The sequence below is a fragment of the Bacillus sp. S3 genome (assembly GCF_005154805.1).
Lineage (GTDB): Bacteria > Bacillota > Bacilli > Bacillales > Cytobacillaceae > Neobacillus.
This window is the reverse complement of record NZ_CP039727.1, coordinates 4,869,743-4,888,276: the sequence shown is the minus strand read 5'-3', so window position 1 is coordinate 4,888,276 and position 18,534 is coordinate 4,869,743. Positions and strand designations below refer to the sequence as shown.

The following is an 18,534-nucleotide window of genomic DNA, read 5'->3' as shown; positions in this document are numbered from 1 at the left end:
GCGAATTCTTTCTATCATATTTCAATACTATATGTTGTTAAATACAACTTGTAAAATTAGCTGTTATAGGCTGTTTTTGGTATACTATATGTATGAAAAAGTCCAAAATCAAACATGCCCGTACTTGTGTATATAATGTCAACTATCACATCGTTTGGTCCGTAAAATATCGAAAGAAGGTACTGACTGCTGAAATTGAAAATCACCTAAAGGATTTATTTCAAGAAATCGGAATGGACAAAGGGTTTGAAGTAGTTTTGGCAGAAGTGGGTGAAGGAGACCATATCCATGTATTTGCCTCTGCTCATCCAAAAGTGGCTCCATCTTATATCGTTAAGATGCTAAAGGGCATTTCCGCACGCAAGCTGTTTTTGAAATTTCCTGAACTGAAAAAGTATTTATGGGGAGGCCATCTTTGGAATGGAAGTTTCTATCTTGAAACCGTTGGATCGATTTCTGAAGATACTATCAAAAAGTATATCGAAAACCAAAAGAAAGGCGGGTAAGTCTATGATGCGTACCTATAAATTTCGCATCGAACCGACCAAGGATCAGAGACAAAAAATCGATGAAACTCTCATGTATTGTAGAAGGCTTTATAACGCTTGTTTGGAACAACGGATCACCGCTTATAAAGGGTGTGGGATTTCCCTTTCTTATTACACACAAAAGAAAGAATTGCCTCAATTGAAAACCGCTTGTCCAGAATATAAAACTGTCCATTCACAAGTTCTCCAAAATGTGGTCGAGCGTCTTGATAAAGCCTTTCAGTCTTTTTTTCAAAGAATCGTAAAAGGGGAAAAGAAACCAGGTTTTCCCCGCTTCAAAGGTTCCAACCGTTATCATAGCTTCACTTACCCTCAAAGCGGCTTTTCTCTAAATGGAAAGTATATGAAACTATCCAAGATCGGGAATATTCGGATCAAACTCCATCGTCAGATAACCGGGAAAATCAAAACTTGTACAGTTGTATCTAAAAACGGAAAATATTTTGTTTGTCTATCCTGTGATGGTGAATCGTGGGAGTGTCTTGATAGTAAAAATATGGTGGGAGTCGACCTAGGAATTAAGAATCTGGCTACTACATCAGCTGGACATTTCTTTCCCCCACCCCAATTTTTAAGAAAATCTGAACGTGAATTGAAACGCCTGCAGCGAATCGTATCTAAACGTAAAAAAGGATCGAAGCGACGGAAAAAAGCAGTGGGGTTATTGGCCAAAAAGCATGAATATATTGCGAACCAGCGAAAGAATAATGCCCACCAAGTAAGTAGACAATTGGTGAATCAATATGCAGTGATAGCCTTTGAAGATTTGAAAATCAAGAATATGTTGAAAAATCACCATTTGGCCAAAAGCATTGCCGATGCTGGTTGGTATCAACTAATCAACTATACGACTTACAAGGCTGAAAGTGCTGGTAAGCGTGTCGTGTTGGTGGATCCCAAAAACACAAGCCAGGAATGCTCCAACTGTCATGAAATGGTAAACAAGGCATTGGGTGAACGGGTTCATGACTGCCCTTTTTGCGGCTTTGAATGTGACAGGGATGTAAATGCAAGCATCAATATACTCCATCGAGCAATAGAATTATTATTATAAGATGTTTTGGGCTAGGAACTAGCCTTCGTGGAGAGGACGGCAATAGCCGACTCAATGAAACGAGAAGCTCTCCAATTTATTGGAGAGAGGTTCACGTCGATACTTTACTGCTGTTTCAATCAAATGTTTGCATAGGAAAGCAACTATGGAAATTGCTCGAAAGGATGTATATTTCGTAAAAATGGTGGAGAATGGTCGTGGCGTGTCAAAGTCCAATTTACACAAACTAAAAGTTTACTTTACAAAAATCCTAAAGAAAATTTAACATCTAAAATTACAATGAGGTAAACATAAGTATTTATTTCTAAGGAGGTACCAAATGGTTCTAATTAGAAAACTTTCGTTATGTTTCCTTGTTTTACTCGGCTTAATTTGTACTTCTTATATGTTCTTAGTTATCGTTACTTCCTTTTTTTATCATTTCTGGTTATGGACATGATCGCCATTATTAAAAGGTCTGAACAATTTTTGCAGCGGCAGGGTGCCTCGTCCATGGTGAAGTGTATAGAATTTGTCGATGCTGCCGTAAAAGGGAATAGTATCAGCCTTACTCAAACGACTGAGTAAGGCTGACGAAAATAGTAAAGGGTTCCGGACTTATCGGTTGCGGGATCCGGTTCAGCCCTGAGCTGATAGACGGAAAAATTCCGCTTAATAAGTAAATATTATTAAAAAAGGACGAAATAGGCGGAGAGATTCCGCCTATTGACTCAAAAAACATGAAAATGGGGGGTTTTGCTCTGTATAGTCGGAAAATCTTCCCTTATTTACCACGAAACGAGCTACATTCTGCATTTAACCGGAAAATCTCCGCTTATTTTACTGTTGCTGGTTACTCGATTAAGGACAAGATATCGTATTTAAAAAGGAGTGAGTTTTATCTCAAAAATCCAAGAGAATCTAATTTTGATGCATTACGGTGAGGTTTTATATATTTTTAGATTCCTAATTAAAGAAACTCGCTAATTACTATGGCGATCTTTCCTTTTTTAAAAACCAATACGACTGTCATCTAGCGCAACCCCCAACGTAGAAGCGGTCTACGTAGGGGTTTCACGAATTTTCAAGCGCAACCCCCGATGTAGGACCATTCACCATCTCCTCCTGATTAGCGCAACCGATAGCAGTAAAATAGGAATGAGTAGCTGTACTGTTAAGAAATAAAAGGGCACAGTTGTCCCCATTCCCCGAATCATGTCCTCAAACGAGGGGATCGACCAGACTGAAAATAAAATAATTAAAAAACCAATGGGTAAGACAAACGGTTTATAACTGGGCAGTGTCAGCCATTGGGACGTGCCAAGCACTAGCATATAAAAAAAGGCGGAAAGCTGGACGAAACCACCAAGAATCCAAACGGCGATGACGATGGACTCCACATGTTCAAAAAAAGTGCCGATGCTTATAAACCTTGCCGCCTCAAATACGGGGAATTGCAGGTTGGAAATAATTCCTCCAAATAATAATAGATTTCCAAGATTTATAAATACCATTGTCAGCACACTGGCAATAAGCGATAACATTCCCCATTTCATGACCTTTTGTTGTTTCCGTAAAGAAGGGATGAGGAACGACATCAATGAAAATTGACTTAACCAGGCGAGTGGGGCAAGGGAACCTTTAATAGAGGGCATGACTCCATCTTGCAGTATGGGAAATATATTTTTTACATTCAAGTCAGGAATGAGAAAAACATAAATCAGGATGTAGAGGGCCAAAGCAATCGGCCAAAAAATCGTCGCGCATCGTCCAATCGTTTCAATGCCTCCATGAACAGCAATTGCGCAAGAAAGGGCAATACTTCCGGTAACAATAATGATCGGTGTTTTATGCAAAAAAGCACTTCCAATGAACTCACCGTATTCCCTAAAGGCGATCGCCGTATCGTGCAGGAGAAAAAACAAGTAAATGAACGCAAGAATTTTGCCAATGGTCCGGCCTAGAATAAGTTCACAATATTCGATTAGCGTTTTCCCCGGAAAAAGCCTAGAGAGCTTTACAATGATCATGACGATCAGCAATCCGCTCAAAGAACCCCAAATGGGCGACAGCCATAGATCACGCTTTGCATGTTGGGCGGTGACATATGGAATGTAAAGAATAGCCGTAGCGATAACGGTTGCATACATAATAAGGGCTAATTCCAAGTAAGAAATTTTACCTTTTTCAATCATATTTGTTCAGTCCTCTTCTAAAAGGCGTCTACTGCCAAAATGGTTCAAATGACTGATAGATGAAATCCACTAGTTGCCCTGGCCCCGGCATATCTGGAAACAGAACAAGTAAAACAGCAAGAATCCAGTTAATCAGCATCAGTGATAAAAAGGCCATTTTTACTTTTTTCTTATTTTTTTTCAATATCGGCCATTGCGACAAAAAGATGAGCGCAAGTAAAATGGTTACTCCCAGTACTCCTGCCACCTTCATCGTGCAGCACCTTTTTTACGGGTTCCAGTTGCCATACCGGTTCTTTTGATATTTACCTTCGTTTCAAATGAAAGGGCGATTTGTGGGAAAATTTTATTCCACTCCTCTTTATGTTGTTTCCAAATTTGTGGATATTTCCTTTGGAATTCATCAGCAAAATTAAAAATATCAGCATGTAAGTCTTTCTTTACAATCGAAAAAGCTAACTGTTCTCTTTGCCTGATTTCCACACCAACCTTTTGCTCGACTTTTTTTATGACCTTTGGATCCAGAAAATTAAGTGTTGTCGTATTTTGAATCACTTCCAGGTCTACGTTTGTTTTGATGTGCATGCCCCATTTTCCATCCTTTATGGTGGGGATCAATTCACTATGGCTTCTAATTATATTTAAGGAGATGTACCCTTTTTCGTCTTGAAAAGAGATGGTAATCACACCTGATTTGATCTCATTTCTTGGCCAAAGAATCCCCCTTGTTTCTTTATCATCTAATTTTCCTACCATTTTTCCATCCTTAAAAATAGCGGCTCCGTTAATGATTGGAATGGCCTTTTTTGAATCCATCATGGATGGGTCCAGGTTTTCCACCCAAGGGAGTACGGCTGCATTGGATTCACCTGACAGCATCTGCGAAAAATCCTTCACCGTTACTTTCACACCAATATGTGTTTTGGCGATTTTGCGAAGTTGTTTTGAGGTGCTTCTTTCCAATTCAGGCATGGCCTGCAAAACATTCTTAGGCCTTCCTTTCGCCACAAACACGTCGGCACGAATACGGGGTTCCGAGTGCCGCATCCAAAAATCAATTTCGTCGCTTATTCCTTCCTTTGCTAATGTTTCGCCAATAATGAGCACCTCGTTTTGCCCCCAAAAAATTTCTCTCGTAAGTTCTTCCTGGAGTCGTGCCATCGCATCTGCGACCGTTTCCCCTTCAGCCGACCTGACAAATGACTGGCCGCTGCTGCTTCCGCTAGACATCCCCGATTGTCCTCCGCCTTGTGGGGCGCGTGGGATAAATATTTGAGCGGAAAGTTCGATATTGTTTTTCTTCCCTTTATCAATACCTGATGCCAAAATGAGAGCTAAATCATTCACTTCGGTTCGGTCCCAACATCCTGCTAGGAAAAACGAAGTCAAGCATAATAGGAGGATGAAAGGGCAGGTTTTCTTAACCGATCGAATCATACCACTCAACTTCCGTCGCCACCTTTGCTTGGATCAGGCTTTTGGTTACTGGCCTCACGCATTAAGTCACTCGAATCATTTGAAAAAAGGCTTGGGCGAGTATCCATTGCCCACCAAGGAGCCCGAATGAGGATATCCTTCCAATTGTGAACCTTTAGCGCCGCAGTTGAATTGAAATAGGGTACACCAAAGGACTTTAGATTACATAAATGTGCGACAATAGCAGTAATTCCGATCATAACGCCCAATAATCCTAACATTCCCGATAAAATCATGATGGGAAAGCGCAGGATTCGAGTCGATATGCCGGTCGCATATCTTGGCATTAAAAACGAGGCGACTCCCGTAATGGCGACCACCATGACCATTGGTGATGAAACCAGGCCTGCCGCGGTCGCAGCTTGTCCAATGACCAAAGCACCGACGATACTAACAGCAGCACCCACTTGTTTTGGCAGCCTCACACCTGCTTCCCTTAATGCCTCAAAGGTGATTTCCATGATAAACGCTTCAACCAATGCCGGAAAAGGAATTTGTTCACGGCTTTCAGCGATCGTTAAGAGCAGCGTGGTTGGAAGCATTTCTTGATGAAACGTTAAGACTGCCACATACGCTGATGGGGCAAGCAACGCGATGAAAAAGAACATATAGCGCAGCCAGCGGATAAATGTACTGATGTAAAACTGATTATAATAATCTTCCGGTGACTGTAAGAGAGTGGCAAACGTACATGGTGCAATGAGAGTGATAGGGGTGCCGTCAATCAAGATTACAACACGCCCTTCCAAAAGACAGGCGGCAGCTACATCGGGACGCTCGGTTGTTAATACTTGTGCGAAAGGAGAATACGGGTAATCAATGATCATTTCCTCAATATATCCGCTTTCTAAGATACCATCAATCTTGATGCGATTAAGCCTGCTGGTCACCTCATTAACTAGAGTGGTGTCGGCGATTCCTTCAATATAAGCCACTATGATTTGGGTTTCTGTATATTGGCCAATCGTCATTTGTTTCATTTTTAATAATGGATGGCGAATTTTCCTGCGCAACAGGGAAGTGTTTACTCGTAATGTTTCAATAAACCCTTCTCTAGGACCGCGAATGACTGATTCCGCGTCTGGTTCCATAATACTGCGCTTTTCCCATTTCGGCAGCCCGATGGAAATCCCTTTTGTTTCTTTTTCCATTAGAATAATCGGGTTTCCTATTGAGATTTGTTTAAAAACATCAGAAATCGAATAAATCTCTTTGAGATCCGAAATGGATATTTCCTTTTTCGTACACTCAAATACCGCATCGCAATCAAGGTCTTTCATCCTGATCAGCGGCATGAGTACATGCTGATCGACTTCTTCCGTATTAGAAAGACCATCTATGTAAAGAAGAACGGCATTGACACTGCTGCCGATACTAAATTCGCGAAATATCACATCCGAACAATCTTTATAGGCTGATTTTAGCCTTTCCATATTTTTAGATAACTCCGGATCAAGAGGAATTTCCGGTAACGTATCCAACGATTCATTCAAGTGTTTACTTGGAAAATCAAATATCTTTTTCTTTTTCCTTTTCTCCAAAAATTTCATCAACTGGTTCCCCTTGGCACGTAATTACGGTTATTTTTTGCCCAATCTGTGGGGATTATACTTAAGCCGTTTTCTGGATGCGTTCTTATGACCGAAAGTCGTGATATTTTAAGTTTTAATCTAGTGGGCGGATCAACTTCCATGGGATATCCTTTTAGGTGGATAGTGATACGACGGAATAGGGGATGAGTGCGACGTAAAAGATGTATCTAGAATTATTTTACTTGGAGGTTTTCGTGGATTTTGGGCCTTAACATCGAAGAAGAACCCGTCTACTTGGATGTTTGAGTGAATTTTAGGTACGAACGTCGAAGTAGAACCCGTCTACTTGGATGTTTGAGTAAATTTTAGGTGCGAACGTCGAAGTAGAACCCGTCTACTTGGATGTTTGAGTGAATTTTAGGTACGAATGTCGAAGTAGAACCTGTCTACTTGGATGTTTGAGTGGATTTTAGGTACGAACGTCGAAGAAGAACCCGTCTACTTGGATGTTTTAGTAAATTTTAGGTGCGAACGTCGAAGAAGAACCTGTCTACTTGGATGTTTGAGTAAATTTTAGGTACGAACGTCGAAGAAGAACCCGTCTACGTGGGTGTTTGGCAAATTTTTAAGCTCCCATTTTTCATATGTTGGTCAGTTAAATCCCCACCACCATATGAATCTATAGAGTAGGCGCAAGAAACCTCTTCATGTGTCTACTCTATTTGTTTCTACGTACATTTAGGGACAGGTTTCGACCTTCTTTTTGGGCCTTCGCGAAGGGAGTTCAGGATTGGAGCGGGTTGAGTCTGCTTTCAAACGAACGTTTAATTGATATCGGAATGACACAGATTTGATAGAACCATGTAAGTTCACGTGTAACTAGTGGGATTTTGTGAATATATGGGCTATTCCTTGTAAATTTCCCTGGCAATTCTCGACAATTTCTTTTTCAGGTTTCCATGGGAAAGCCTTATAGATCCTACTTTACTGCTGTTTCAAGCAAATGTTTTCATAAGAAATAAACTATAGAAATTAGTCGAAAGGTTGGTTATGTTTTAGTTTAGAAGGTTTGTCTCTTTACATATAAAACATCATTTAGGTAAGTTGGCTGTGACCATTTAAGGTTAATAGAAGAAGGAGGAAATATTAGCAAAGGCCGAGAAGTATTTATTAAAAGGAATTTCGTATATAGAAAAAAATGTATTTGGGAAGAGGGGGATATCATGATTAAGGCTGTCCTATTTGATTTAGATGGAACGTTGTTAAATAGGGATGAATCAGTAAAGAAATTTATTGACCACCAATATGAACGATTGAATAAATAATTATAAATTGAAACTCATAAATGTTTCTTTTTCGATGGAATTTACACTTCAACCATTATTCATCTAACGGCCCAACCCGTCTATGAGCGGATTTATGATGTTCAATGGGCGAATTTCGGTGTTTAATGAGCGGATTTTGCGATTCAATGAGCGAATCCAATGAATGGATAACTTTCAGCATCTTTCTTTCTCAAAGTATCATTAATATTGCCCCTAGTGCAACTGACATTTGGAATGCTTATATCTAAAGGAGGAGTTTAATATGTCAAGAAAGGCTTTTAATGCATCTGGAGCTGTTGCTGTTGGTCCTTACTCACACGCAATTGAAGCTGGAGATTTAATATTTTTATCTGGGCAAACCCCAGTAGACTCAAAGACTGGAAAGCTTGTAGAAGGTGATATTGTTGAACAGACCAATCAATGTTTTAAGAATCTTTTCAATGTATTGGAATCAGCAGGTTTAACTCCTGATAATGTTGAAAAAGTGAATGTATTCTTAACTGATATGAATCATTTCACAGCAATGAATGAAGTGTATTCTAAACAATTTTCCGAGCCATATCCTGCTCGTACAACTATAGGTGTGTCATCCCTCCCTCTTGGTGCACAAGTTGAAATCGAGATGATCGCTAGAAGATAAAACTCGGGTAAAAAGGGCTCTAGCAGTCAGAAATATGAGAAGAAGTAAAAACGGCAAGTGTAGAAGGGGATGTCCGTTTTTCTAAAAAGGATAAAGGGAAAATCGAGGGATTTCAATACGTGAATGACAATGGCTTGACGGATAATATTAGGAGTAAGCGAAATAAGAGGAGAACCCACGAAGGGTAATCCTCCATTGCTATTAACTTGTAGGACAACCAAAGAACATCAGGTTAGGTGTAAGATCCCCAAGTGTATTGTTCGATACAAATCCAGGTATGAATAATGACTGCAAACGACTGCTATTAGGTAACGGACGGTTTAGAAGGAGAACTCCAAATTGACGTGGAGTTACCTCACCAGTTACGAGTCCCATCCCCTGAATAGAAACCGCGCAGTCATCTCTAAAATCACTGCATGAAATGCCTGTAATACTTGTCGAAGTAAATGAAAAACTCTTATTCGGAAGAAGACCACTTTGATCATCAAATGATACTGAAATCGTTGAGAGTTCAAGTCTATCTGTACATGCGTCAACAGTGATTATTAATGGACCACTTCTAAGGCCTCCATCTACAAAGTTTAAAGTAATACTAAGCGTTGTAGCAGTCGGCCTTGAACGGACGCCACATGAACAAGATAATCCCATCGTTTTCACCTCCTTTTACAAGGTAGATACTATTAGGGTATTCATTAGTGGCCAAACTTGATTGTGTTAACGTTTGTACTTTTAAGCACAATCAGACAGGATTGAAATACCTTGTTTGCGAACGGACAGTTAGTGGAATAAGACAAGTTAAAAACAAACCATTAGCGAAATTAGGGGTTTCATTCGCTGCTGAGGTAACTACATACACACTAAATCATACAAAAAGAGCAGGTTATATCTGCTCTTTAGTCATTCAACAAAATATTTTTTAGTGTTTGGGCATCTTCTTTTTCTAATGTGCCTAAAGCATTTTTTTCTCTGTCAATAATCGTTGCTGATGCATCACCTTGATTGAACCAGATAAAATATTCAAATAATCTTTCTGGCATATTTTTGTCAAAGGTGTAGAATAAAGTGGCTTTCACATCTTCTTTTCGAGCCATATTAGCCTTTACGTTCTGTTCCCACTCAATCTTTGCAAATACTTCTCTTAAAGTTTTTATCTTTTCTTCCTCTGAAATTATTATTTCATTGTCAATGTGTTCATCTGCGAATAGTTGAATGTCAACTCTAGTTAGTTTGTTTAAATCGAACTCTTTAGGGACTTCTTTTGAACAACCAATAAGAGTTGTAAGGAATATAGTAAATATTGATAAAATCATAAGTGTTTTTTTCATTCAAGACCCCCCGATTAATATTAATCTTTTACATATTCGACAATTACTATTTAATCCCTTTGCAATGAAGCTCCTATATATAAATGGCTATTTAGTCTGTCATTTCTCTATTTAATTTGCAGCTTTCTCTCCAAAGGAGAACCCGTTATGCCAATTGTGAAGCTTTTCTTATTGTGCTAACGGGGCAGGTTACTTCAATAAGAAATTGGTATGTTAAGGTTTTTGAATCTTGATTGCTTTTTAATAATATTTTTTTATTATTACTTGGATACATTAAAAAGTAATGGAATATCTCGGTTTTATGGTGTACTAGGTAAATGAAGTTAAAAATGTTCCGAAATAGTTCTTGCTTCAGATAACCGTATAGTTGAATAAATTATTTGAGTAAAAAAGGAATTCGAGGCTGATAATATGCATTTATTATTCAATGCTTTATTTCTCATTGCAGCTATAATATGGGGTGACTGGCGGAACTGGAGGAAATATCATTCCACAATTTTATTTATATGGTTTGGTGATTTACTCTATAATTTTCTTTGTTATGATTACAGGATGTGGGAATATAAGGAAAGTATTTTTGGTTTTGCTGTACTGCCAAATCACACTATTATAACGTTATTAATTATGTTTATTGCTTATCCATCAAGTGTCTTGATATTTCTTGGAAGATTTCCAGAGAAAAAACTAAATATGGGTTTATGGATATTATTTTGGGTATCTTTGTTTTCAATAATTGAATACATAAATTTGCGTTTTTTAAATTTAATTTCCCATCATAATGGGTGGACAATAGGTTGGTCAGTTTTCTTTAATGCTATTATTTTTGTTATGCTTAGGCTGCATTATAAATACCCAACAGTTGCTTTAATAATCTCTATTCCGATTATTTTCTTTTTTGTTATTTATTTTCATGTTCCAATTAGGTAGGTGACCGTAGCATGATCTACATTAGGGTGCAAGACTTTAAGATCCAGCCGCCATTTTGGCGGCTTTTTACTTGTGCTAACGGGGAGTTTAGTTCAATAAGGATTCTCAAAAAACAGTGTAATATGTTAAGCTAAATTCAAAAGAAGGTGTTTTTATGATAGAGTTTCTAAGCCAAGAACTAATTGAAATATATAGTAATGATAAGAAAAACTTACGAACAAAATCTGTCAAATATGGACATTTGGGAGAAGGTCGTTGGCACTCAACACTTCAACCCCCATTATGGAACGAGTCAATTAGTCAGTTTGAAACGGAGTTAAAACAACAGTTCCCTACCCAATATAAAAACTTTCTATCATTTCATAATGGTTGTTATTTATTTGATTTATTAAGAGTCGCTGGAAAACAGCCTCAAACTTATAAAGGTTTGAGTATAGAAGAGCAAATTAGTACACCCTTCCCTCTGGAAAATATGCAGAACCTATATCGAAGAAAGCGTACACCAGCAACCCATTTCATTTTCGCTGACTCTCTTGTGAAAAACACTTATTATGTGATAGATGTTGATGAAAAAATATTAGAAATAGATTTTAGAACTAAAAAAATAATCAAATCATACGATGACATAAGAACATTCCTTTCTGAAATACTGCTAGAGGGGAAAGAGAATATAGCAAATGGAATATATTTTGAATTTGAATAATTTAAATAGTTAGTTCTTCTTGAACTAACAAGTGCGATTCTTCAATAACGAAGAGTCGCTTTTTGCTTAATGAAGTATCGGGGCAGGATAGTTTTATAAAGAATATCAACTTTAAATGTATGGGATAATGTCCTTAAAAAAAGGAGTTGGGCGAAATGGATTTTGGATATTTTATCGGACGGGTTGTAACTGATGTCAATACTGAAGAAAATCTCCCTTTAGGAATTATCTTTGAACAAGGTTCGCTTATCATTGAATGTCCGTGGAGACTTCGCAAAAAAAAGGAAATTCTAATAGGTGAAACTGATTGTATCTCGGAACCAAAGAAATTTTCTCATAAAACCGTAAAAAATTTACTCCTGTCGAGGAAGATATTAAACATTTCCCTAATTGAAGAATTAATCTTTACCATTGAATTTGAAGATAATTTAAAATTTGAATTGTTTCACGCAAGCAATTATTTTGAGGGTTGGAATTTACAAGGGAATAATGGTTTTAATTTATTTTCATTACCTGGGGGCGAAGTTTCTTATTAAGCTAATGGGTGCTTGAGTTTAACAAAGGGCTGCAACGGCAGCCCTTCATCTTGTTCCACTAAATGGAAGGATAGTTGAAGAAGGAGTTGTTTATTAACTCCGCAATAGACACATATTGCGAAATAAAAATAGCTAGGGGAAATTACCTAGCTATTAAAAAGCTTATTCGTTTGTGGGTATATTTTTTCAATAACCTTTTGAAATCCAAAGTTAAGCAATGCATCTGTAAAGATCAACAGAAAGAAATTAATGGATTTCACTTTAATTTGATAAACATTAAGCTTTTTGAATAAAGCTATTATTGGAAAAGCATATATTAAATCCGCAACTAAATTGATTAATACGTATATAAGAAATTTCCCTTTCGATAAATAAAAAACCCATATTGTTAAAATCATGTAAGGTCCAAATAAAAGTAAGAATGCAGTACGTGTTAGATTTTTTTGCCCCCCTTTTACTTTCCATAATTTATGAGTGGTAAAATAAAATATTTCACACATAACGGTCAAAGCAGAAAACAATGTAACTAGGAGGTATTTAACAAACAATTTCTTCTTATCAGGGAGAAAAATTACAGATAGCCAAGAAACTAAAAATAGGGAAACTCTTATGCCATTTTGTAACATTTTATCATTCCTTTAGTTTTTATTTAGTTTGTTAAAAAACAGAAATGAATATTCAAAAAGTACATTTATAATGCGTAATTCGAATAAAATGTGAATTAAAAGAGAGGGCACTTAGAACCATTATGCCGGATTTTTCTTATTAAACTACCATGAAAATAAGTTTCCTCAAGGTTAGAAAAATGACAATACTTAAGAAGGCCCTGCTCAATCGTTTAAAAAAAAGAGGAGAGTTTAATATGTCTATGAATTGGTTGACTGGATTAAGGTCAGTATCAGTATTGACACTTCCTATTCATTTTCATTCTTTGTGGTGCAGCTCTGCTGCATGGATGGCTAATGGGGTGCTTTAGTTAAATAACAATCATCAACAATCTGGCGCAATTCTTGAATTGGAATTGTGCCTTTTTTAGTGCATTGGACTCTACTAATCTTTATTGGAATTTAACACTACATACCTCGAACTAAGTATTTACTGTAATAAAATTGATATTGTAATATACTACTATAAATAGGTTTACAATGTTAATTTATATTTTAATCATAGATCTCTAGAATATTCAGTGAAAAATACTATAAGGAGTCCTAAAATGAAAAAGAAAATAAACTATTTTATCTTACTTTTAACCGCGATCTTAATAGTTGGTTGTACTAACGTAGAAGATGTATCAAATACTGATGGGAAAGCTGATTCACAAGAAGTAATTACAAAAAATAGTGAAAAAGAAAAAACTACGACTGAAAAACAGGTGGTAGAGGAAACATCAACAGAATCAAAAGATCAATTGTTTAAAGGTTACAAACTAATTGAAATTGATGGTGGTGATTTGTCTGGACATCGAGAACCTAACGTCGTCGTTGACATTGGTTTTGGGGACCGAGAGTATTGGTCCTTTACGAATGAACACGGGCAAGTAGTCCGTGTCATTGCTGAAGAAATCGTTCTACAAGATGATCGTAGCGAACCTGTAACATCGTCTGGCAGATACTACGAAGATGAAGCAAAAGTTCCTGGTGTAGAAAGAGCAGATTTAGATGAAGGACATATCATTGCAGATTCTCTCGGAGGGGTATCTAATGCTTACAATATTACTCCACAAGACAGTACGCTTAACCGACATGGTGATCAAGCATATATGGAAGATGCCATTCGTAAAGCTGGTGGGGCTACTCATTTTGAAGCAATTATCACATATCCTAATACGAAAACGCAGATTCCTTCTCATTATAAGTACACTTACACTTTAAAAGGGAATAAGATTGTAGATGAGTTTGATAACGGCAACCCTGATGAGATAAATAAATCTCTAGGCTTAACTGAAAGTAAATCAACTAACTCAAATAAGTCAACTAGTTCTAATAACTCGAATGGCACTGAAGATATTTCTAGTGTTGATACAGATGGTAATGGACAAGTGACGATTAAAGAAGCAAAAGCAGCAGGTTATAGCATGCCAATAACGAGTGATCACTGGCTTTATAAATATATGGACGATCGAGATGGTGATGGACTAGTAGGTGAGTAAATAAGGTTATATACACATATAAAACAAAAAATTGAAGAAAGGCCGCTATAATTGGCGGCTTTTTTCTTGTTGTGCTGAGCAATGGGACTCTAAATTAGAGAATCTTTATTGCGCTAATAGGGGCAAGAGCTAAAGAGGGGGATGAGCGTATTAACTTTTAGAGTGGTGGTCAATTTCACCCAATTAACCTTGATATTCACGATATTAGAAATTTAGGTTGGGAAAATAAGAAATAAGAAGTAGCAGATTATGAAAATGGCACAATCAATTTTTACTGTACAAGAAACCCATTATTTAATTTAATTTTCCTAAGCTAACGTGTGCAAGAATTGAAGAGGAGTATCGCTATGGAGGTCATTTTTTCTTATTCGATTAACTAGGCAGTTTAGTTAGTGAAAGAAGGTAATTTACCCGTAGATAGAGAAAACTGTTTAAAAGGAATTTATGACGCTTTAGGAGAAATGGAGGGAATAAATTGAGTTATGAAATTATAACGTTACCGGCCTATCGGACAGTAGGATTAAAATGGGAGGGAACATTCCCTGAAATTGTACCGAATTTAAAAAACGTCATTCAACAAGTTGAAGACCGTGCCGATGAGTTAGAGAATAAGGTGAATCCTAATGTTCAATTAGGTCTATCCTATCATGTAATTGAGAATGGATTCGCACATTACGCGGTGTATGAAGTGAGTGAGGAGCAGGAAATTCCAGATGGGATGATTGAAATATGGGTTCCTGAATGGACGTATGTAAAGACGACCCATAATAAAGGAGAAGATATACAAAAGACCTATACGGATTTACATCAATGGTTATTTGATAGTGACTATACCGCATTTAGAGAAGCTGGTGTAGATTACTATGATCCTTATATGCCGATTAAACATGAACATTATCCAGTTGATCGTGATCCGAATGATCCGCATTTTGATATTTATATACCGATTGTAAAAAAATAATGTTTTATTATTAAACAAACAGGGTGCTAGAGTTCTTTCACAAAAGGTTTGAGAACCATTACACTTAAAGTAAACAGGGGTAATATTTGGAAATAAAAGGCACTGATCCAAGCAGGATTAGTGCCTTTTTTGTTGAAGTAAGTGGAAGTAGGATATCGAGCAGTTACATAAGAGAAACTTATTAGAATTCATAACATAATTATAATTACCCTTATAGTTGGAATTTAGTTAGCATAGAAAGTAATAAAAGGTTTACTAATTAAAGGGGGGATTTTAATGGAGACAGAAATAAGGTTTAGGATGGCTACTGAAAAAGATTTAGATGCTATTGTTGCCATGCTTGCTGATGATGTTTTAGGAAGTAAACGGGAGCGGTATGAGCATCCACTTCCTACTGGTTACATAAAAGCATTTGAGGCTATTACGGCTGACCCTAATAACGAGTTAATAGTGGCTTGTGACGGCCATGAAGTGATTGGGGTACAACAAATTACTTTTACTCCATATATAACACATCAAGGTGGGTGGAGAGCTACTATTGAAGTAGTGAGAACAACCACTTCTGTAAGAGGTAAGGGTGTAGGAACTAAACTAATAAAATGGGCAATTCAACGTGCAGAAGAACGTGGTTGTCATTTAGTACAACTAACAACGGATAAAAAAAGACAAGATGCTTTAAGTTTTTATGAAAGGTTAGGTTTTAAAGCAACGCATGAAGGTTTGAAGCTAAAGTTATAAAGACTTTTATAAAACTATAGGGCGAGTTGATTTCATAAAGCAAGGAGGCGTTTAAATATGACAACTTCCAATAAAAATGTAAGGACCTGTAACAAGGGGCATACATATTATAAAAGTAGTGAATGTCCAACCTGTCCTATTTGTGAGCAGGAACGCAAGCCTGAAAATGGATTTCTTTCATTGCTTTCGGCACCGGCAAGACGAGCATTGGAGAACAATGGTGTCACTTCTTTAGGGGAGTTATCATCCTATAGCGAAAAAGAGATTTTGAAATTTCACGGTATGGGTCCATCCTCATTACCAAAACTTAGGTCTGCTTTGAAGGAAAAAGGGTTATCTTTTAAAAACTAGTGTTCTATCATTTAAATAAGTAGGCATAGAATAAAAGAGTAATTACAAATTGGTTGTCCATTGTTTTAACTTTGAAAGATGACACTTAACAGTGAGGAGAGTGGTTTTATGCAAGTTGTTGCCAAAATGTTTTTAGAACAACTCGACATGCATTGCTATGAGAATGAATGGTTTGCATCCATGAATCAGGCGCTTCAGGGAGTCACCGCAGCTGAGGCAGCATGGACAAGTTTGGGAAACAGCAATTCGATTTGGCAGATTGTCAACCACTTGATATTTTGGAATGAAGACGTGATCCATCGAATTAAGGGCACAGAGAATCCGCATAATGCAGAAAGCAATGAAGAAACCTTTGGAAATCCAGGGGATCCAGAAGACGACATTGGCTGGGCCCAGACAGTTCAGCGCCTAAATGAAGTTATGAATAATTTAAAAACCGTCATTGCGGACCTTGACGATGAAAAGTTAACAGCTCCGTATGCAGCTAACAGTTACTCTATTGAGCGTTTACTTAGCAATATCATGATGCACAATACATATCATATCGGCCAAATTGTTCTGTTGCGAAAGTTGCAATCATCTTGGAGTGGCGTTGATTGGTCTTAACGAAATGAAGGGGACCATGGGGACGGTTCTGGTGGTTTTTTTATCAAGGTTGTTATTAATAAGCCGGGAGAACCATCCCGGTGGTTTCCTTCTAAAAAGGAGGGAAAATAAATGATTTTAGAAGCTGTAATGTTACAAGTTAAGCAAGGCGTGGAAGGGGAATATGAGGTAGCATTTCGAGAAGCATCAAAAATTATATCATCAATGAAAGGATACATATCTCACGAATTATAACGTTGTATGGAAGCTAAGGGGAAATATTTATTGTTGGTGAAGTGGGAGACATTAGATGACCATACAATTGGATTTAGACAATCGAAAGAGTATCAAGAATGGAAAAAGCAACTACATCATTTCTATGACCCGTTCCCAATAGTTGAACACTGTGAGAATGTTCTATTTTAATAGGTTATGTAAGTAATGGGTTAAGATCCAAGCTGCCATTTCGGCGGCTTTTCTTATTGTAGTAACGGAGCAGGTTAGTAAAAAAAGGAATTGACAATAACATCACGAATATTATCTGTTACAGTGATTCAATATTTGCTTAAGTGGGTGATGAGTATGAAGGATTCGTCAATATTAAATGTTATGGAAGCTTTAAAAACCAGATTGGATGAGAATAATTCATTAATTGTTCATAGTACATCTGGAGTTTACCCAAAAGTTGGTTTTAATTTTAACAAGCCTATTACTAAATACGAATTAGAACAAATTATTACAAAAAATCATATGGAATTGCCTACTGAATATAAAGAATTTTTATTATTGCATAATGGTGCAGAGTTTTTTACTAACGAATATGGCTACTCCTTTTGCCTTTATTCAATCGAGAAAATGATAAGTGAATACAATTCAATGAAGGGTTATTGTGATGTAGGATATATTTTGAAATATTGCTACCCAATTGGCTATGTTGTAGATAGAGGTACGTTATTACTTGACATTTCTAACTATAAACAAACTAATAAAGTAAATATCCTGTTGCTGAGTATTGAGACCTTAAGTTTCTACTGTGATTTAACTACCTGGTTAGAAAGAATGATTATTGCACAAGGAAATGCGTATTGGGATTGGTTTTCTAATGGGGTTCAACTTGATTAAGTTTATTGCAGGAGCTGAATATTCTATTAACAAGATTTGACCTTTTCGGTATTTTTAAAAGCAGATTGTGAAATATTGTACTTAAACTAAAGGGTGCGATTCTTCAATAATGAAGGATCGCCTTTTTCCTTCTTGAAGTAACGGTGCAGGTTAGTTGTGCGAAATGTTCCTAGTTTAAATGGAGGATGGTAACATCACTCTGGTAAAGGCTAGGCAGTTCCTTTCGGAACTGAAGGGTTATATCGAAGAATCAAATGACGGGATAACGCCCTGAAGGGTTCTCTCTTAATCGAATAGCACTAGATTTAGTAAGAATGATAGTGTTATAAGCTCGGTGAAAAGGCGTGAGAAATTACCGTACCAGTTTGGCTGACGAAAGCTTACTCGA

At 37.1% G+C, this 18,534-nt stretch carries 19 protein-coding genes and 2 pseudogenes; 14 read left to right on the top strand and 7 right to left on the bottom strand.

Features of this window, described 5'->3' with window-relative positions; all coding sequences use genetic code 11:
• Positions 1-92: 92 nt before the first annotated feature.
• Together tnpA and FAY30_RS23435 are read left to right on the top strand one after the other, a co-directional pair.
• Positions 93-506 carry an IS200/IS605 family transposase gene (gene tnpA, locus FAY30_RS23440; RefSeq protein ID WP_149872111.1) on the top strand — a complete coding sequence of 138 codons (414 nt, stop codon included), beginning with the start codon at positions 93-95 and terminating at the stop codon, positions 504-506.
• A gap of 4 nt (positions 507-510) precedes the next feature.
• Entirely contained in the window at positions 511-1,602 is a 1,092-nt protein-coding gene (locus FAY30_RS23435; RefSeq protein ID WP_149872110.1) for an RNA-guided endonuclease InsQ/TnpB family protein, read from the top strand.
• A 1,091-nt stretch (positions 1,603-2,693) separates the two neighbouring features.
• On the opposite strand, the gene FAY30_RS23430 is transcribed toward FAY30_RS23435, so the two are convergent.
• The 4 genes from FAY30_RS23430 to FAY30_RS23415 are packed head-to-tail and all read right to left on the bottom strand — an operon-like array spanning position 2,694 to position 6,802.
• The gene (locus FAY30_RS23430) at positions 2,694-3,776 is read right to left on the bottom strand and encodes a GerAB/ArcD/ProY family transporter (RefSeq protein ID WP_149872109.1); all 1,083 of its coding nucleotides are present in this window, start codon (positions 3,774-3,776) and stop codon (positions 2,694-2,696) included.
• A 28-nt stretch (positions 3,777-3,804) separates the two neighbouring features.
• Entirely contained in the window at positions 3,805-4,029 is a 225-nt protein-coding gene (locus tag FAY30_RS23425; protein WP_149872108.1) for a hypothetical protein, read from the bottom strand.
• A complete protein-coding gene (locus tag FAY30_RS23420) occupies positions 4,026-5,213 on the bottom strand; it encodes a Ger(x)C family spore germination protein (RefSeq protein WP_223821027.1) in 1,188 nt (395 codons plus the stop codon). Before FAY30_RS23420 ends, FAY30_RS23425 begins: the two co-directional genes overlap by 4 nt.
• A 5-nt stretch (positions 5,214-5,218) precedes the next feature.
• On the bottom strand, positions 5,219-6,802 hold the full coding sequence (locus tag FAY30_RS23415) for a spore germination protein (RefSeq protein WP_149872106.1): 1,584 nt from the start codon (positions 6,800-6,802) through the stop codon (positions 5,219-5,221).
• 1,205 nt (positions 6,803-8,007) lie between these two features.
• Between FAY30_RS23415 and FAY30_RS23410 the strand changes: the two are divergent.
• Together FAY30_RS23410 and FAY30_RS23405 are read left to right on the top strand one after the other, a co-directional pair.
• Positions 8,008-8,100, top strand: a pseudogene (locus FAY30_RS23410) (L-2-haloalkanoic acid dehalogenase); the annotation flags it as partial.
• 271 nt (positions 8,101-8,371) lie between these two features.
• Complete coding sequence (locus FAY30_RS23405; protein WP_149872105.1) at positions 8,372-8,749, top strand: RidA family protein; 378 nt, start codon at positions 8,372-8,374, stop codon at positions 8,747-8,749.
• Positions 8,750-8,950: 201 nt separating this feature from the next.
• Here the strand turns inward: FAY30_RS23405 and FAY30_RS23400 are convergent, their stop codons facing one another.
• Complete coding sequence (locus tag FAY30_RS23400; protein WP_149872104.1) at positions 8,951-9,397, bottom strand: hypothetical protein; 447 nt, start codon at positions 9,395-9,397, stop codon at positions 8,951-8,953.
• A 245-nt stretch (positions 9,398-9,642) separates the two neighbouring features.
• On the bottom strand, positions 9,643-10,074 hold the full coding sequence (locus FAY30_RS23395; RefSeq protein WP_149872103.1) for a hypothetical protein: 432 nt from the start codon (positions 10,072-10,074) through the stop codon (positions 9,643-9,645).
• A gap of 411 nt (positions 10,075-10,485) precedes the next feature.
• On the opposite strand from FAY30_RS23395, the gene FAY30_RS27980 reads away from it, so the two are divergent.
• The 3 genes from FAY30_RS27980 (at position 10,486) to FAY30_RS23380 (ending at position 12,240) form a co-directional block, all read left to right on the top strand.
• Positions 10,486-11,001 carry a CBO0543 family protein gene (locus tag FAY30_RS27980; protein WP_149872102.1) on the top strand — a complete coding sequence of 172 codons (516 nt, stop codon included), beginning with the start codon at positions 10,486-10,488 and terminating at the stop codon, positions 10,999-11,001.
• A 154-nt stretch (positions 11,002-11,155) separates the two neighbouring features.
• Positions 11,156-11,704 (top strand): SMI1/KNR4 family protein, encoded by a 549-nt coding sequence (locus FAY30_RS23385; RefSeq protein WP_149872101.1) that lies wholly within the window; start codon positions 11,156-11,158, stop codon positions 11,702-11,704.
• A gap of 155 nt (positions 11,705-11,859) precedes the next feature.
• Positions 11,860-12,240: a hypothetical protein gene (locus FAY30_RS23380; protein ID WP_223820829.1), complete on the top strand. Its 381-nt coding sequence runs from the start codon at positions 11,860-11,862 to the stop codon at positions 12,238-12,240.
• Positions 12,241-12,386: 146 nt separating this feature from the next.
• Here FAY30_RS23380 and FAY30_RS23375 read toward each other — a convergent pair whose 3' ends face one another.
• Positions 12,387-12,866: a hypothetical protein gene (locus FAY30_RS23375; RefSeq protein ID WP_149872100.1), complete on the bottom strand. Its 480-nt coding sequence runs from the start codon at positions 12,864-12,866 to the stop codon at positions 12,387-12,389.
• 587 nt (positions 12,867-13,453) lie between these two features.
• Between FAY30_RS23375 and FAY30_RS23370 the strand changes: the two genes are divergently transcribed.
• The 7 genes and pseudogenes from FAY30_RS23370 to FAY30_RS23340 all read left to right on the top strand — a co-directional run bounded on the left by FAY30_RS23370 (position 13,454) and on the right by FAY30_RS23340 (position 18,146).
• Positions 13,454-14,389, top strand: coding sequence for a DNA/RNA non-specific endonuclease (locus FAY30_RS23370; RefSeq protein WP_149872099.1), 936 nt, complete (start codon positions 13,454-13,456; stop codon positions 14,387-14,389).
• 475 nt (positions 14,390-14,864) lie between these two features.
• Positions 14,865-15,350, top strand: a complete 486-nt coding sequence (locus tag FAY30_RS23365) for a GyrI-like domain-containing protein (protein WP_149872098.1) — start codon at positions 14,865-14,867, stop codon at positions 15,348-15,350.
• Positions 15,351-15,626: 276 nt separating this feature from the next.
• Positions 15,627-16,088 (top strand): GNAT family N-acetyltransferase, encoded by a 462-nt coding sequence (locus tag FAY30_RS23360; protein WP_149872097.1) that lies wholly within the window; start codon positions 15,627-15,629, stop codon positions 16,086-16,088.
• Between the two features lie 57 nt (positions 16,089-16,145).
• A complete protein-coding gene (locus FAY30_RS23355; RefSeq protein WP_149872096.1) occupies positions 16,146-16,439 on the top strand; it encodes an RNA polymerase alpha subunit C-terminal domain-containing protein in 294 nt (97 codons plus the stop codon).
• 108 nt (positions 16,440-16,547) lie between these two features.
• Complete coding sequence (locus FAY30_RS23350) at positions 16,548-17,045, top strand: DinB family protein (RefSeq protein WP_149872095.1); 498 nt, start codon at positions 16,548-16,550, stop codon at positions 17,043-17,045.
• Between the two features lie 111 nt (positions 17,046-17,156).
• Positions 17,157-17,450, top strand: a pseudogene (locus FAY30_RS23345) (antibiotic biosynthesis monooxygenase family protein).
• A gap of 156 nt (positions 17,451-17,606) precedes the next feature.
• Positions 17,607-18,146: an SMI1/KNR4 family protein gene (locus FAY30_RS23340; protein WP_190284742.1), complete on the top strand. Its 540-nt coding sequence runs from the start codon at positions 17,607-17,609 to the stop codon at positions 18,144-18,146.
• Positions 18,147-18,534 lie beyond the last annotated feature (388 nt).

Coding starts and splice junctions, on each gene's coding strand:
- FAY30_RS23415 (WP_149872106.1), bottom strand. CDS start 6,802: ATGAAATTTTTGGAGAAAAGGAAAAAGAAAAAGATATTTGATTTTCCA.
- FAY30_RS23355 (WP_149872096.1), top strand. CDS start 16,146: ATGACAACTTCCAATAAAAATGTAAGGACCTGTAACAAGGGGCATACA.
- FAY30_RS23395 (WP_149872103.1), bottom strand. CDS start 10,074: ATGAAAAAAACACTTATGATTTTATCAATATTTACTATATTCCTTACA.
- FAY30_RS23380 (WP_223820829.1), top strand. CDS start 11,860: ATGGATTTTGGATATTTTATCGGACGGGTTGTAACTGATGTCAATACT.
- tnpA (WP_149872111.1), top strand. CDS start 93: ATGAAAAAGTCCAAAATCAAACATGCCCGTACTTGTGTATATAATGTC.
- FAY30_RS23375 (WP_149872100.1), bottom strand. CDS start 12,866: ATGTTACAAAATGGCATAAGAGTTTCCCTATTTTTAGTTTCTTGGCTA.
- FAY30_RS23405 (WP_149872105.1), top strand. CDS start 8,372: ATGTCAAGAAAGGCTTTTAATGCATCTGGAGCTGTTGCTGTTGGTCCT.
- FAY30_RS23425 (WP_149872108.1), bottom strand. CDS start 4,029: ATGAAGGTGGCAGGAGTACTGGGAGTAACCATTTTACTTGCGCTCATC.
- FAY30_RS27980 (WP_149872102.1), top strand. CDS start 10,486: ATGCATTTATTATTCAATGCTTTATTTCTCATTGCAGCTATAATATGG.
- FAY30_RS23360 (WP_149872097.1), top strand. CDS start 15,627: ATGGAGACAGAAATAAGGTTTAGGATGGCTACTGAAAAAGATTTAGAT.
- FAY30_RS23430 (WP_149872109.1), bottom strand. CDS start 3,776: ATGATTGAAAAAGGTAAAATTTCTTACTTGGAATTAGCCCTTATTATG.
- FAY30_RS23385 (WP_149872101.1), top strand. CDS start 11,156: ATGATAGAGTTTCTAAGCCAAGAACTAATTGAAATATATAGTAATGAT.
- FAY30_RS23435 (WP_149872110.1), top strand. CDS start 511: ATGATGCGTACCTATAAATTTCGCATCGAACCGACCAAGGATCAGAGA.
- FAY30_RS23370 (WP_149872099.1), top strand. CDS start 13,454: ATGAAAAAGAAAATAAACTATTTTATCTTACTTTTAACCGCGATCTTA.
- FAY30_RS23420 (WP_223821027.1), bottom strand. CDS start 5,213: ATGATTCGATCGGTTAAGAAAACCTGCCCTTTCATCCTCCTATTATGC.
- FAY30_RS23350 (WP_149872095.1), top strand. CDS start 16,548: ATGCAAGTTGTTGCCAAAATGTTTTTAGAACAACTCGACATGCATTGC.
- FAY30_RS23340 (WP_190284742.1), top strand. CDS start 17,607: ATGAAGGATTCGTCAATATTAAATGTTATGGAAGCTTTAAAAACCAGA.
- FAY30_RS23400 (WP_149872104.1), bottom strand. CDS start 9,397: ATGGGATTATCTTGTTCATGTGGCGTCCGTTCAAGGCCGACTGCTACA.